The 15168-nt window shown below is 41.7% G+C and carries 14 protein-coding genes; 1 reads left to right on the top strand and 13 read right to left on the bottom strand.

The features are described 5' to 3' along the window. Positions 1-7: 7 nt before the first annotated feature. From der to C5745_RS10560, 11 genes are all read right to left on the bottom strand, one after another. Entirely contained in the window at positions 8-1312 is a 1305-nt protein-coding gene (gene der / locus C5745_RS10610; protein ID WP_105716984.1) for a ribosome biogenesis GTPase Der, read from the bottom strand. Positions 1313-1432: 120 nt separating this feature from the next. Then, positions 1433-2767, bottom strand: a complete 1335-nt coding sequence (locus C5745_RS10605; protein ID WP_105716983.1) for a DUF3472 domain-containing protein — start codon at positions 2765-2767, stop codon at positions 1433-1435. A 144-nt stretch (positions 2768-2911) separates the two neighbouring features. Continuing rightward, complete coding sequence (gene atpG, locus C5745_RS10600; RefSeq protein ID WP_105716982.1) at positions 2912-3796, bottom strand: ATP synthase F1 subunit gamma; 885 nt, start codon at positions 3794-3796, stop codon at positions 2912-2914. 83 nt (positions 3797-3879) lie between these two features. Beyond that, positions 3880-5454: a F0F1 ATP synthase subunit alpha gene (gene atpA, locus C5745_RS10595; protein WP_105716981.1), complete on the bottom strand. Its 1575-nt coding sequence runs from the start codon at positions 5452-5454 to the stop codon at positions 3880-3882. Between the two features lie 50 nt (positions 5455-5504). Further along, positions 5505-6050 (bottom strand): F0F1 ATP synthase subunit delta, encoded by a 546-nt coding sequence (locus C5745_RS10590; protein ID WP_105716980.1) that lies wholly within the window; start codon positions 6048-6050, stop codon positions 5505-5507. Positions 6051-6078: 28 nt separating this feature from the next. Continuing rightward, complete coding sequence (locus C5745_RS10585; RefSeq protein ID WP_105716979.1) at positions 6079-6573, bottom strand: F0F1 ATP synthase subunit B; 495 nt, start codon at positions 6571-6573, stop codon at positions 6079-6081. Positions 6574-6749: 176 nt separating this feature from the next. Beyond that, on the bottom strand, positions 6750-6956 hold the full coding sequence (gene atpE / locus C5745_RS10580) for an ATP synthase F0 subunit C (RefSeq protein WP_105716978.1): 207 nt from the start codon (positions 6954-6956) through the stop codon (positions 6750-6752). A gap of 47 nt (positions 6957-7003) precedes the next feature. Continuing rightward, on the bottom strand, positions 7004-8167 hold the full coding sequence (atpB, locus tag C5745_RS10575) for a F0F1 ATP synthase subunit A (protein WP_105716977.1): 1164 nt from the start codon (positions 8165-8167) through the stop codon (positions 7004-7006). A 17-nt stretch (positions 8168-8184) separates the two neighbouring features. Further along, positions 8185-8583 (bottom strand): hypothetical protein, encoded by a 399-nt coding sequence (locus tag C5745_RS10570; protein WP_105716976.1) that lies wholly within the window; start codon positions 8581-8583, stop codon positions 8185-8187. A 12-nt stretch (positions 8584-8595) separates the two neighbouring features. Beyond that, complete coding sequence (locus C5745_RS10565) at positions 8596-8790, bottom strand: AtpZ/AtpI family protein (RefSeq protein ID WP_207795780.1); 195 nt, start codon at positions 8788-8790, stop codon at positions 8596-8598. Positions 8791-8830: 40 nt separating this feature from the next. Then, the gene (locus tag C5745_RS10560; protein WP_105717121.1) at positions 8831-11065 is read right to left on the bottom strand and encodes a helix-turn-helix domain-containing protein; all 2235 of its coding nucleotides are present in this window, start codon (positions 11063-11065) and stop codon (positions 8831-8833) included. A gap of 141 nt (positions 11066-11206) precedes the next feature. Here C5745_RS10560 and C5745_RS10555 point away from each other — a divergent pair, with 141 nt between their 5' ends. Beyond that, positions 11207-11713 carry a cupin domain-containing protein gene (locus tag C5745_RS10555; protein ID WP_105716974.1) on the top strand — a complete coding sequence of 169 codons (507 nt, stop codon included), beginning with the start codon at positions 11207-11209 and terminating at the stop codon, positions 11711-11713. Between the two features lie 11 nt (positions 11714-11724). On the opposite strand, the gene C5745_RS10550 is transcribed toward C5745_RS10555, so the two are convergent. Together C5745_RS10550 and C5745_RS10545 are read right to left on the bottom strand one after the other, a co-directional pair. Beyond that, entirely contained in the window at positions 11725-13743 is a 2019-nt protein-coding gene (locus C5745_RS10550; protein WP_105716973.1) for a hypothetical protein, read from the bottom strand. Between the two features lie 147 nt (positions 13744-13890). Further along, positions 13891-15165 carry a glycoside hydrolase family 88 protein gene (locus tag C5745_RS10545; RefSeq protein ID WP_207795779.1) on the bottom strand — a complete coding sequence of 425 codons (1275 nt, stop codon included), beginning with the start codon at positions 15163-15165 and terminating at the stop codon, positions 13891-13893. Positions 15166-15168 lie beyond the last annotated feature (3 nt).

Here is a 15168-nt window from a genome sequence, read left to right as displayed (position 1 = left end):
AATCAGCTTACTTTTGTCTAAAATATATTTGAATAGGTACTCCAGTAAAATCAAAATGTTCGCGCAATTTATTCTCGATAAACCGCTTATACGGCTCTTTGATATATTGCGGTAGGTTACAGAAAAACGCGAACATCGGCGAGCGCCCAGGTAGTTGCGTTATATATTTGACTTTGATATACTTTCCTTTGATAGCTGGCGGCGGGTAGTGCTGAATTATCTCCAACATAACATCATTTAGCTTCGAGGTCGCTATTTTTTTTGTTTTATTGGCGTATACCTCCATAGCTTTTTCAACGACCTTATAAATACGCTGTTTTTCCGTTACCGAAGTAAAAATAATCGGCACGTCGGTAAATGGAGATATTTTCTCCCGAATACGGGTCTCAAATTCTTTTGTAGTCTTGTGATCTTTTTCGATGGTATCCCATTTATTGACCACGATAAGGACACCCTTTTTGTTTTTTTCCGCCAAGTGGAAGATGTTAATATCTTGCGATTCAATGCCATCATTGGCATCCAGCATCAGAATAATAACATCGGAATCCTCCAGTGCTTTAATAGTCCGCATAACGGAGTAGAACTCGATATCTTCATTCACTTTATTCTTTCTCCGGAGCCCAGCCGTATCGATAAGCAAAAACTCGTTACCAAATTGGTTATAATGGATACGGATAGAGTCCCGGGTAGTACCCGCAATATCGGTCACAATATTTCTCTCCTTACCTAACAACGCATTCGTCAACGAAGATTTTCCTACATTCGGACGACCGACAATAGCTAACTTCGGCAAGGCGACATCTTCCTCCTCTTCCTCTTCCGGAAAATGAGACACCACGGCATCCAACAACTCTCCGGTACCCGACCCTGTTATAGAAGATATATTATAAATTTCACCCAACCCGAACGCATAAAATTCTGCTGATTCATGGGTTCTTCTAGCATGATCTACTTTATTGGCGACTACGTAAACTGGCTTCGACGCACGACGGAGTAAATCAGCAATTTCATCGTCTAGATCCGTAATACCGGTGGTCACATCCACCATAAAAAGGACAACGGATGCTTCCTCGATAGCGATATGCACCTGTTCACGAATAGCCTCTTCAAAAACATCGTCCGAGCCCTGAACAAATCCGCCCGTATCAATAACCGTAAATTTCTTCCCTATCCATTCCGCCATTTCATAATGGCGATCACGCGTAACACCGCTGAAATCATCAACGATTGCCTTTCTACTTTCTGTTAAACGGTTAAATAACGTCGATTTCCCCACGTTAGGGCGACCAACAATTGCCACAATATTTGCCATATTTATTTTATACAAGCGGTGCTCAAGATTGATATACTCGCTTAAGCACCGTCACGTTTCTATCTTTTTGTAAGGTTACAAAGTTACATAAAATAGATGGCATTATAATGCTACCCTTAACTAAGGCAAACTATCAAAATCGATATCCGGTGCCTCCTTTGGTGGATTAATCGAAAAACTACTATTTGGAGCAACGACTTCGGAGAAAAAGGCGCCATTTTGCAAATAGAAATGATCATTTTCAACCCCGCCTATCGCGTCTATACGCTGTTGAGCCTTATAGGTCGCGTCGACAGTAAATTTAGCCGATTGGATGGGCAGCCAATTGCCTGCCGCGGTTCTTACCCATCGGTTAGCAAATAAAACACGTCGGCCAAGATGTCCGTTATCGGGATTAAAATTTTCCAGAAAGCTATGAAAACCTGTTAAATATTTTGAAATCTCAGGTCGCTTCCAACTGGCGATTAGGTTCCAACCGCCTCTATCTTCCAAATAAATCCAAGCTGTAAAATCGGTTGAACCGGCATTATCCGGCTGTCCTTTAAGCAAAAATTTATACGGTTCTCCTGCTTTCCAATTATATTTCAGATAGCTCTGGCCGCCCGAACCTTCATTGCCAAACTCACCGGTATAAACCCCATCGCCTTTCTTGTTTAGGCCGATACGTAGATGTGGTGGAATTTCTTCCGGATTATCGGTATTATACGGACTCCAAACAGAAAATAACACTCTCCTTTCGGTGGCAGAGTTAACCTGTATACCGAAGTATCCCTCGCTAAAGCCATTGCTCATAAAATAGGAACCTATGGCATCTTCACCAGTAGGTACAGTCAGTTCACCATAATAATATTCGACAGGATCGGTTGTCGGAATCGTGTAGGCCATGTGACAAGAAGGCCCTCGTCTTGCCCAATAGTAATAGTCTGGGTCATTAGCGTATAAAATAGCGGTGGTCGACTCGCCTCCCACTAATATATGCGATAAGTCAGCAAAATATTCGCCTGTCTTCGTTAATCCCTGCAAATCTACCTTAACATAACCCGAATCTACATCGAAATAGCCTACATGGTAGGTTTCGTAGTCGGCACTGGACAGCGTTACCTTTTTAGAAACGTCGTTAACCGATACACGTACGGTACTGGAATTCTCTGCTGGAGCAACTTTAGCACGCAATTTCATATAGAGGCGACCAGCCTGTCCTACACGAAAATAAACACTGGAGATAGTCTCGGCGTTTGTCCAGTTTGCCAATCCATTCGCTGTTATCATTTCAGTGGCACGCTCAGGCTTATTGGTAAGAAAAGCGTTTCCCGCTAAGGGCACCTCAAACAGCGTTGAGTCAGCTAATTCCACTTTATCATTTATCGCGTCCTCTTTTGTCTTAGAACAAAAAGATAGTAAAACCACACACAAACTCAGTAATGTAAAGGTTTTAATCGTTCTTATTATCTGCATACTATTCTCTTTTACAGTAAACATAATCAGTTTCTTTCAGAAGAAAGCAGCGGCGAGCACATCAAACGTTTGCACAATATGACATCGCATAAAAACAAAAAAGGGAATCTTCACGGATTCCCTTTTTTAACTTGATAATATATCTTATCCATTTGATAACGCTGCTGCACCAGAGACAATCTCTGTCAACTCGGTTGTAATAGCAGCTTGCCTTGCCTGGTTGTAAGACAACTTTAACGCTTTAAGTAACTCACCTGCATTTTCAGTTGCTTTATCCATAGCTGTCATACGCGCGCCGTGTTCAGATGCGTTAGAATCTAAAACCGCTTTATATAGTTGCGTTTTGATGGCTTTGGGGATGAGCTCTTCAATAATTCTTTCTTTGGACGGCTCTATAATATAGTCCGTTTCGGCAGTTACCTCGGTTTCCGGTTTGTCCTGAGGTACTAACGGTAACAGTTGTTCGGTGGTCAGCACCTGAACAGCCGCGTTGCGAAACTCGTTATACACGACTTCTACCCGATCAATGTTTCCAGCTTTGAACTCCTGCATAGCATATTCCGTCACCTGGGACACATTCAAAAAGTTAAGGTCGCTATACAATTCATTATAATTACCAATAACGTTAAACCCGCGCTTTTGAAAAAAATCGTGTCCTCGCTTACCGATGGCTATAATGCTTAGGTTACCTCGGGCATGTTGTTCAGCATATTTACCGAAAATCAGGCTATTAGCTGTTTTGATCGCGTTTGCGTTAAATGCTCCCGCCAAACCCCTATTGGAAGTCAACACAATAACCAATACCTTTGTGGGTATACGATCTTGTGTATAGGGTGAATCATTCCCTTCAACAGAAGCAGAAACTTGTGCCAGAATATCCCTTAATTTGTTGGCATAAGGGCGTAACTGTACGATAGCGTTGGTGGCACGCTTCAATTTCGCCGCAGCCACCATTTTCATGGCTTTGGTAATCTGTTGCGTTGATGTTACCGAACTAATCCGGCTTCTTACTTCTTTTAAATTTGCCATTCTTTTTTTAGTAGTTAGGCGTTAGAAATTAGAAGTTAGATTTCTATATAGTTCCTAACTCCTAATTCCTAGCTCCTAAGAATCTAATACTTTGACGCTAATTCCTTAGCTACTTTTTCCAAAACATCTGTTAACTCATCCGTAAGTTTGCCGGCTTTGAAAGCTGCTAAAACTTCTGGATGACGTTGCTCCAATTGTGTCAAGAACTCTGCTTCAAACTGACGAACTTTATCTACTGGAACAGCACGAAGCAATCCTTTTGTACCGGCATAGATAATGGCGACTTGTTTCTCTACCGAAACAGGCGAATATTGGCCTTGTTTCAAGATTTCAACGTTACGGATACCTTTATCCAATACCGCTTTAGTCGCCGCATCTAAGTCGGAACCGAACTTAGCGAAAGCTTCCAATTCACGGAACTGCGCTTGATCGAGCTTCAACGTTCCAGATACTTTTTTCATTGGTTTAATCTGCGCGTTACCACCTACACGTGAAACGGAGATACCTACGTTAATCGCCGGACGTATACCTGCATTGAACAAGTTCGATTCCAAGAAAATCTGACCATCGGTGATAGAGATAACGTTTGTAGGAATATACGCCGAAACGTCACCGGCCTGTGTTTCAATAATCGGAAGTGCTGTCAATGAACCGCCACCTTTAACCAAGTGTTTGATAGATTCAGGCAAATCGTTCATATTGCGCGCTATATCGTCTGATGCATTGATTTTCGCTGCTCTCTCCAATAGACGGGAGTGCAGATAGAACACGTCACCAGGATAAGCCTCACGACCCGGTGGACGACGCAATAACAATGATACTTCACGGTACGCTACCGCCTGTTTCGACAAATCATCATACACGATCAACGCTGGGCGACCCGTATCGCGGAAAAACTCACCAATTGCAGCACCAGCCATTGGCGCGTAAAACTGCATCGGAGCTGGATCTGCGGCTGAAGCAGCAACGACAACGGTGTAAGCCATCGCTCCGTTTTCCTCCAACACACGTACGATGTTCGCTACCGTTGAATTTTTCTGCCCTACGGCAACATATATACAGAATACAGGTTCACCTGCATCGTAAAACTCCTTTTGATTCAAGATCGTATCGATACAAACCGCTGTTTTACCTGTCTGACGGTCACCGATAACCAACTCACGCTGACCACGACCCACTGGAATCATCGCATCGATCGCCTTGATACCAGTTTGTAACGGTTCAGTCACAGGCTGACGGTAGATAACACCCGGTGCTTTACGCTCAATTGGCATTTCGTACGTCTCGCCTGCTATAGGTCCTTTACCATCCATAGGTTGACCCAATGTATTTACAACACGACCTAACATGCCTTCACCTACTTTAATAGATGCGATCCGTTTGGTCCGTTTAGCGGTATCTCCCTCTTTAATCTCGTCCGAAGAACCCAAAAGAACGACACCCACGTTGTCTTCTTCCAAGTTTAATACAATACCTTCTAATCCATTATCAAATTCAACCAATTCACCGGACTGAACTTTAGTTAAGCCGTATATACGAGCAATACCGTCACCAATGGTAAGTACGGTACCCACTTCCTCTAGTTCGGCTTCTGATTTAAAGCCCGACAATTGCTCTCTAAGAATTGCCGAAACTTCATCTGGTCTTACCTCTATCATTGTTATTATTATAAGGGGTTTTTGATTCTATTTCAATTTAATACCAAGGATTATACACCTTGTGCTGCAAAATGCTTTTCTAATTTACTCAGCTTACCAGCAATACTTGAATCGACTTGCCTGTCTCCTACACGTACTGTAAAGCCGCCGATCAACGATGGATCTACGACATTTTTAAGAATAACCGTTGCATTGATTTCCGCTGCGATTATCTCTTGAAGCGCCGCCAGATTTACTTCGGAAAGAGCCGTCGCCGACGTCACCGAGGCATTCACTATCCCTTTTGCTTCGTTATATTCACGAACAAACTCTTGCGCAATATCCAATAAGATAGCTGCACGTCCTTTGTTCACCAATAGGTAAAAGAAAGAAAGTATGGTAGAATTGATTTTCCCGTCGAAAATCGCTGCTAGGATGGCACGTTTCTTATCACCTTTAATAATCGGATTTTTAAGGACAGCCAACAGCTCGGAATTAGACTTCAACACCGAAATCACACTTTCCATATCCTCCTTCACGGCATCTAATTGTCCTTGTTCCTGCGCTAAGTCTAATAAGGATTTAGCGTATCTGGATGCAACTGTAAAAATTGACATATTTTTAGTTTAAAATCTGAACAACCAGTTAGTTTAACTTCACATCTTTCAGTAAGTCACTTACAAAAGCGTCTTGTTTACCCTGATCTTCAAATTCTTTTGTTAAAACTTTACGGGCGATATCCAAAGATAAAGAAGAAACTTGATTTTTAACCTCAGCCAAGGCCTTGTTTTTCTGCTCTTCGATTTCTCTTTTTGCTTGCTCCAATATCTTTTTGCCAGAAGCTTGTGCTTCATCTTTCGCATCAGCGACAATCTTATCTTTCAGTTCTTTCGCCTCTTTTAAGATATTATCCCGCTCAACACGTGCTTCTTTTAATAACTGTTCATTCTCATTGGTTAGACGAGCCATCTCCAGTTTCGCCTTTTCTGCCGAATCTAGCGCGTTTTGGATGTTTTCTTCTCTTTCTTTAATTGCTTTTAGCACGGGCTTCCAAGCAAATTTACCCAACAAGAATAACAGGATCAAGAAGCTAATGGTGTGCCAAAAAATCAGACCAATTTCGGGAATTAATAAATCCATATTATAATGCTATATATGACGTTTAAAGTTTTTCTTTTTTAACTATTGATTTCCTCTATGCATATCCCTTACTGGATGAAGAGAAAAGTAAACTTATGTAAGTTTGGATAAATAAAAGAACCCGAAGTGGCAACCCCAAAACAGGTTCTTTTAGTCCTTTACGTTTCTTGAGGCTATTATGAAGCGATCAAAGAAACAACTACTGCAAATAGAGCAACCGCCTCGATAAAGGCAGCAGCGATCAACATGGCAGTTTGGATTTTTGAAGCAGCTTCAGGTTGGCGCGCGATAGATTCCATTGCAGAACCACCGATTTTACCAATTCCTAATCCAGCTCCGATAGCAGCTAAACCTGCTCCAATTGCGGCTAATGTACCAGTCATAGTTTTAAAATATATATTAGTTGAAAAATTATTCCGTTAATCTATTATTAATGTTCGTGATGTTCTTCGATAGCCATACCGATGAACAACGCAGAAAGAATCGTAAAGATAAACGCCTGTATAAAAGCAACTAACAATTCGATCAAGCTGATAAAGATAGTAAATATAACCGAGCCTCCGGCTACAGCACTTGCGTTAAAAATAAACGGTAAACACAATAGAGATAACACCAAAATGTGCCCCGCAGTGATGTTTGCAAACAAACGAATCATTAACGCAAAAGGCTTCGTAAACACACCAATAATCTCCACAGGGATCATAAGAGGCTTCAACCACCAAGGTACCGGTGGATTAAAGATATGTCCCCAGTAATATTTGTTCCCGTTAAATAAAATAATCAATAGCGTAATGACTGCAAGCACCATCGTCACGGCAATATTTCCTGTTACGTTGGCAGAACCAGGAAAGAACGGCACTAACCCCAACATATTCATAAACCATATAAAAAAGAATACGGTTAATAAATAAGGCATAAAGCGCTCATATCGATGTCCTAGATTTGGAATGGCAATTTCATCCCGCACAAAAAGGATAATCGGTTCCATAAAAGACTGTATGCCTTTTGGTGCTTTTCCCGCATTTTTCTTATATCCCCTCGCAACCGAAAAGAATACCAGAATCAAGACGATGAATCCTAAAAAGATACTGAATACGTTTTTTGTAATAGAAAAATCTAATGGACGTTTATTTGTAGCATGATGTTCTTCATCATATACAATATAAGAACCGTGATCATTTGCTTGATCCGCCGCATAGTAAATCTTACCGTGATATTTTACGAATTGCTGTCCTTTTTTCTCAACGATACGGGTACCATCGTCATTCCGCGCAAATTCACTAGAGCAAAACGTTACCAACCCATTTTCTGTATATAATATAACAGGCAAGTAAATACCTACCCACTTTGATTTACCTTCTGGATCACCGCCAAAAAAGGTAAACTCGTGCGAATCACCTATGTGATGGAAAATAAAAGCTGTAATGTCAAAACCCTTCTTCTCGTGTGCATGGTCATCCGCTGTTTCGGCATGCTGTTCCGGTGCAGATGTGGTATTTAAAGAGGAGGCAAACGAAGAGAAAGAAGCTAGAAAAACGCACAAAATCATCAAAGTTCTGATTTTGGCTGAAGTTAAAAAGTGGCTTATTTCCATCTATACAATATTTTTAGCTATTTTATTTTGCGCCGCAAGTTACGCAACAAAATGATAACTTCAAAGCAGGACATTAATAAATATATACAAAAAAAATTCAGTCCTAACAACACCTTATTTTCGACTTTAACTCCATATAGAAAAACCATAAAAATACCCAGCGATACCAGCATTTTTATCATGACACCACCGAGAATGGCATACACGCCAAGTTCCGGATTACTATGTATTCCAAGGTACGAGACGGCATACGCAAATACCGTAACCAAATACAACAATATACAAAGTGGCACAAAAGTGCTATCTAAAAAACGGAGATCTAACGACTGCTGCATTATATACGCACAGCCAAACACGAATGCGCTTCCTAACAATAGCTTCCAGGCAAACTGCCCCGTGGCTTTTAATATTTCCAATGTCTTATTAATTTATCTTCCGTTCTTCCCCATACGTTGCACCTGCACAATAAGCTGATATAAGGAAATCAACACCTCGAACAAGGTCAGCCCTATTGTCCACCAGTTTTTTTCTACCGTATACTTTTCATCCAGCCAGCTTCCGAGCCAGTAACCCGCAAAGATAGTCGCTAACATCTGGAAGGGCACACCGATCCATGTAGCCATCTTCCTGCGATTTGATTTTTCCATTGTAAAAGATCAACATTCAACTATCTACTTTTAAATGTTCCACTTCCAACACTTTTTGCCCCAACTTTATATCCGGATACGAATAGTCGTCACCGAGTATCATCTTTATCTCCGAAGAAGACTTCCCTTCATTTTTACGCAATACATCCAATAGGACCTCCAGTTTAGGACCATCTATTAAATCTTCCGCTTCCACCTCATTCCCCACAAAATGGATAAGATGCCCATATATCGTGCCCACGACCATATTACGTTTCTGTGCTATGTCCTCCACCGACAAACCGTCCAGAAATAAATCTAAAGAAATAGTCTTTGTATCTTTTTCCGAACCTTCTTCTGCTGTTTCCTTGATTTCACTATCTTTTGTTTTCTCCTGTTGGCTGAACGTCTGCACTTGCTGCGAAAGGTCGCCTTCATGTGTCAATATATCTGCAATCGTAAGACAATGTGCCAACTGCTCCTTCTTACGTCTAAAATCCAACAGTATAGAGCGTAGTTCCTGCACGTATTTTTTAGTGCGCTTCTTCATCTGCCAGGCTTCGATATGCTCCTGCATAGTTAGCAATATCTCTTCGTCGAGTCGAGGTAAGAACCAAGCTACCGCAGCTTTTGTTCGCTCACAGATCTTGCCATAATCCAGTGCCTCCTTATCGCGTAACATCGTATATAATAAGGTCACGAACTTATTCGCTACCTTTTCTTGCTCTTTCAGTATGGAAGAAATATCCGTTAGATAAGCTAAAGCAGCATCTTTACCGTCAATATTTCGGTTTTCCAACGATTCTTTTAGCTCCTCGACACTTTCGACCAGCGTCCCCCAGCGAAAACTCTGCAGTACAATCTGACCCAAATAGTTACGTTGGCACGACTCCAGTATCTTAGCCACCTCTGCACGCGCGATCATCTGTTGCATAAAGTCGACCACTTGGGCGTCTGTCCGGATGGAATGCATCGGAATTTTGGATTTCAACACCAGCCCTTCCAATCCAGTCAGCCTACTTAATGCGACATACACCTGCCCTGCTGCAAACGAGGTGCCGGCATCGATGACGGCCTTATTAAAGGTAAGCCCTTGACTTTTATGGATGGTAATTGCCCATGCGAGTCGCAAGGGGAATTGGGAAAATGTCCCCATGACTTCTTCCTCTATCTTATCTTCGCCTTTATTATACTTATAGCGAATATTTTCCCAAGTTTCACGTCGTACCACGACGTCATCCGAACCATCATTGAACCCCACAATCACTTGGTGACGATCTAAGTTCAGTTCCTTAACCGATCCTATTTTTCCGTTAAAAAATTTCCTATCTTCTCCACTATCATTTTTAATGAACATCACCTGTGCACCTATTTTTAACGGGAGCATTTCATCGGCGGGAAAAGAAGCCTGCTGAAACTCGTCTTTCACGACAGCCCGCACATTATGCATCGTCCCTTTCAATCGCGCCAGTTCCTCCTGGTTAATCGCTTCCGCCAATTTATTATGCGAGGTTAATGTGATATATTGTTCTCCTTCGGCCGGCGAAAAATCGGGTCGGTAGTGCTCATTCAATTTCGCCAAATCCTCTGACGAGCATTTATTATTTCGGATATTATTTAATAAATCAATAAAATAATCATCGTTTTGCCGATATATCTTGCTAAGCTCTAAAATAACGGGAGGATGTTCGCGCAATACTTTGGCGTCAAAAAAGAACGGACTGCGATAATGGTCACGCAGCACCTGCCATTCGTGCTCTCGGACAACAGGTGGCAACTGATAGAGATCGCCGATAAAAAGCATCTGTACACCACCGAACGGACGCATATCCCGACGTACCGACTTCAAGATAACATCAATAGCATCCAACGTATCGGCGCGTACCATAGAAACTTCATCAATAACCAACAGCTCGAGTTCCTGTAGAATAGCCCGTCGTTGCTTGGTGAGCTTAATGGTAGAAAAAAGTCGACTCTTATTATAGATATGGCTATCCTGTTCATTCCATTGTAAGGGAAAATCTTCGATAAATGTCCCGAACGGCAACCAAAAGAGAGCATGAAGCGTTGTTCCTCCAGCATTCATCGCTGCCACTCCGGTAGGGGCAGTAACCGCCATCTTCTTATGCGAGTTCTCCTTGATGTACTTTAAGAACGTGGTTTTACCGGTGCCTGCTTTACCCGTTAGGAACAAATGCTGATTCGTTTGATTCACAAAAGAAACTGCCTGTAAAAAAGCTTCATTTTGTTTATCAAATTTTAACTGTGTCATCGATTTTCTTTTTTGGATTGTCAAGCATGTTACCGAGATTCAAATGTAAGAAAAGTTACGGAGGTCTCGAACATGTATTGCGTAATTTCCAGAAAACTCATAACTTCACCAACAAAACATCACTTATCAACACGAAGCGATATGTCGGAAGAATACGTTAATAAAGGCGAATTATTTAGCCAGATAGAAGAAAAATTAAAAGAACAGGGGTTCACAATTGAACATATAGACCAAACCCGTCCCTGGGGAGGTTTCTTTGTGATCGCTGAGGAACAAGCGCAGCAATTTGCGAACACCTATTTTGATGGACTAGATGTCCAAAACCTCAAAATAGGGGGCAAATTAAGTCCGAAAATCTTAGTCGTTGCCCCCGAGAAACGTCTATCTTGGCAGTACCATCACCGCCGCGCTGAAATATGGCGCGTTACACAGGGCGAAGTTGGAATCATTACCAGTGCTACAGATGAGCAGAATCAACTCAAGAAATTAAAAGAAGGCGACGTTATTCGTCTCTCCCAAGGTGAACGACACCGTTTGATCGGTTTGAAAACTTATGGCGTGGTAGCAGAAATATGGCAGCACACGGATGCCAACAATCCATCTGATGAAAGTGACATCGTGCGGGTAGAGGATGATTTCGGAAGGTAAGTAGCGGCTCGCTACTTACCTCCAAACAATGCTTTAATCGTATCAAAAAAGCTCGGTTTGGCGATGGCTACACCTAATCCAAATGCGCTTTCTTTTCCTATTGCCGCATATTTATCGCGCAGGCTCGGAATATCTTCCACAGGCACTTCTACATTGGAAAGGGGGATGTATTCAATCACTGCCGTAGCGCCATACTTGTCTATTTTTTTCTTTAAACTATATTTGAACAGTTCATAATCTACCTCCATTTGCCGGTTCGTATAGTGATCCTGCACGTCTATCGGTTTATCGGAACGGATAGTAATCGAGTATCGTTCACTATCATACGAATGCCAGAAACTGACATCTTTCAGCACGTAGTCCTTCAAATGGTTTTTCAGGACGTTACCATCATAAAATTTCAGGTATTTACGTCCATCATTACCCAGGAAATATGGTTTATCAATCGTCGCCGTATACAGCGTTACAAAGACATTATTCACCTTATCGTCGTCCACTACGGTCAGTGATGCATCTTTAAATACCTGACGTTTATCATTTCCGTTTTCACTTTCGACAAAATCCATACAACTGAAAACAAAGTTGTTTGTATTGTCTATTACGGCTTTTTTATTCGTGGTCTTCACGTAGCGGCGCATCCCGTTTGCACGACCGTAACGGTACGTAGTTTTCATTGTAATCGTACCCACCTCATCTTTGACATCAAGTGTAATTTCGTCAAAAATCGAAAACTCGAAACTTTTATAAGCTTCGCGCTTCTTTAAGGAACTTTTCGGTTTGATTTCCAGGTAATTCAGAAAACTGATAAACGTGCGGTTCTCCAGCGTCCCGTATTCATCGCGGTAGGTCGCATCCACAAAATAATCTTTCTCTTTGTGGTTTACCTTGACGATGACGTGGTTAAAGTTAAACAACGACGGCAAATAGTATTTTAAATAATAGTCGGCATTGTAATTGACCAATGTAATTGATGAATGAACACCTAAATAATCAAGCACACATTTGAGCAGTACAGTTTTCGCTTTGCAATCCCCTTGTTTGAATGCATAGGTTACCCAAGGATCTTGCGGTTTATGTCCGTGCATTTCCTCTTCATTGTATATATAACGAACATGATTCTGTACGAACTCAATTGCCAACTGAATCTTTGCCTCGATATCGTCACCAAGTGCATCCAGCTTGGCTACCAGATCGGGGGCATATTCCGGTAGCGGTTTAGCTGTCAGCGCCTGTTCATAGTAAGGAACCACCAAATCCAGCAACTCCTCATATGTATACTGTGTGGCAAAGTCTATAAAAGGAAATAGCTCCCGGTTGACGTCTACTGGGTTGAGATAATGCTCATAGCGTAATGAAAACGTGTCTCCCGATCCTACCAACCCTTCTTCTGCAGGCAATAAATCCCCCTGTTCATCACGGAAAAACTGCTTTTTATAAGCAACCGGCTTTGAACGTTTATTTATAAAGTCAAATGCGTAACTTCCATACGCCCAGTATACATCCGGGCTTGACCATACATATTTCGTCAATTCCTTACGCAAGAAATCCTTGTCGGTATAGGTCAGCACACGGGTATCTTCAACGATGATAATGTCATAGAGCCGAACATCCTTAATGCTGATATTTACTTTCTTGGAACTGTTGATAACGCCATCCAGACTCTGCCCCTCGTTATCCAATACTTTGAATTTAGTATCGGGAAGCTTATCGATCAATACCCCATCGCGCACTATTGCAATACGATGGAAGATCATTTGCTCCGACGGATATAATACAAACTCATTAACAGCAGCAAACTCCAGTGTACCCGGTTGTTGCACACTATAGGCCATGCAGTTATATTCCGCATTTTGTGTATCGTCTGTATATTGGATTTTCCGCAGAAAATAGCAATAGTCTTTACCCTCATCATATTGCTGCTGAGAAAAGTCGCTTTCTACAATGTTGGACAACAATTCTTCTTCTGACAATGGAGTCACCCAAGCTGCTGGTTCTCCAATCTTGTATTTTTCTTCTAATTCTTGCTGCATAAAAACTATCGTTCCGGATAAACTTAGAAAAAATGTTCTACATTCACGAACCGAATTTTAAATGAGCTCATGCATGCCTTTAAAAATAAGCAAAAATGCATAATGACTAAATGTAAAAAATCACCAGGAGTACTTCGTTGTTATTAATCACTCCCCATATGTTTTCAGTCGGTACAATCCTTCCAAATAATAATAATCCGCATAGATTAACGGTACATCAACTTCGGAATTGTGCGGCAGGCTCCCGACACAATGCTGCAATAAAAATCCACCATTGGATCCTTTCTCTGCAAAATATGCCGGTCCAGACAAGATTGCCAACGTCTGTTTGGCGAAATCGATATATTTTTTGCCCTGCTCGCCATCGGTGAATTGTCCTAGCTCAAGAAGTGCTGAGGCTGTAATGGCTGCTGCAGAAGCATCTCGTGGGATATAATCTAACTCCCGGGAAGAAAAGTCGACCTCCGATTTATATCCCTCCTGTTTGGCATTGAAATCCCAATAAGGAATTTTATCTTCTGGAAGATTTGGATGGTTGATATAGAAATCCGCCGCGCGTTGTGCTGTCTGCAAAAAGCTAGGCTCCTTTGTTTCACGATACATCATGGTAAAACCATAAATAGCCCATGCTTGCCCTCTTGACCAAGTCGAATTATCCGCGTATCCCTGATTGGTTTGTAGATGGATAGCATGGCCAGCGCTATCGTAATCGACCACGTGGTAAGTGCTATAATCATCTCGAAAATGGTTTTCCATTGTCTTCGTAGCATGGTTGATGGCCACTTCCTTATATTTCGGGTTTCCGGTGAGATCTGATACATAACACAGCATCTCCAAGTTCATCATATTATCGATAATAACCGGATATTTCCACAACGTCTCGCCATCCCATGACGCTTTTTCATTCCATGATTTAATCACACCCACCTTGGGGTCATAGCGCTTCAATGCCGTTTCCGAAGAGTGAATCAGCAAATCCTGGTATTCCTTCCTCTTTTGTTTATCCTCCATGAAACGAATGGCATTGCCATATGCACAATACATCACAAATCCGATATCATGATGTTGATCAAGATCTTTAGCTGCTTCCAGTGCTTCCGTCCAACTTATGGCATCTTTCTTTATATCTCCATTTTGTGTGTGCTCATAGATATACCATAATGCTCCTGGAAAGAAGCCTCCTGTCCAATCCCATTCATCTGTACCAATCACATTACCGTCTCTATCCAAGGTGCGAGGAAAGGCTTGAATACGCTCTCCTGCGGTGCCCAGCACCTTATATTGCTCTTCTGCAACAGCAAAACTTTGTTCTACAAAATCCATTTTTCCGTCCTCATACTGACAACCGAAAAGAGATATTCCTAGTCCTAAGACCAGTGCTAACCGTTTGCTAACTTTATAGATGCCCTTTATTTTATTCATATA

The sequence above is a fragment of the Sphingobacterium haloxyli genome (assembly GCF_002980525.1).
Classification (GTDB): domain Bacteria; phylum Bacteroidota; class Bacteroidia; order Sphingobacteriales; family Sphingobacteriaceae; genus Sphingobacterium; species Sphingobacterium haloxyli.
Note: the sequence above shows the minus strand (reverse complement) of the source record. Positions and strands in the feature narration are given on the sequence as shown.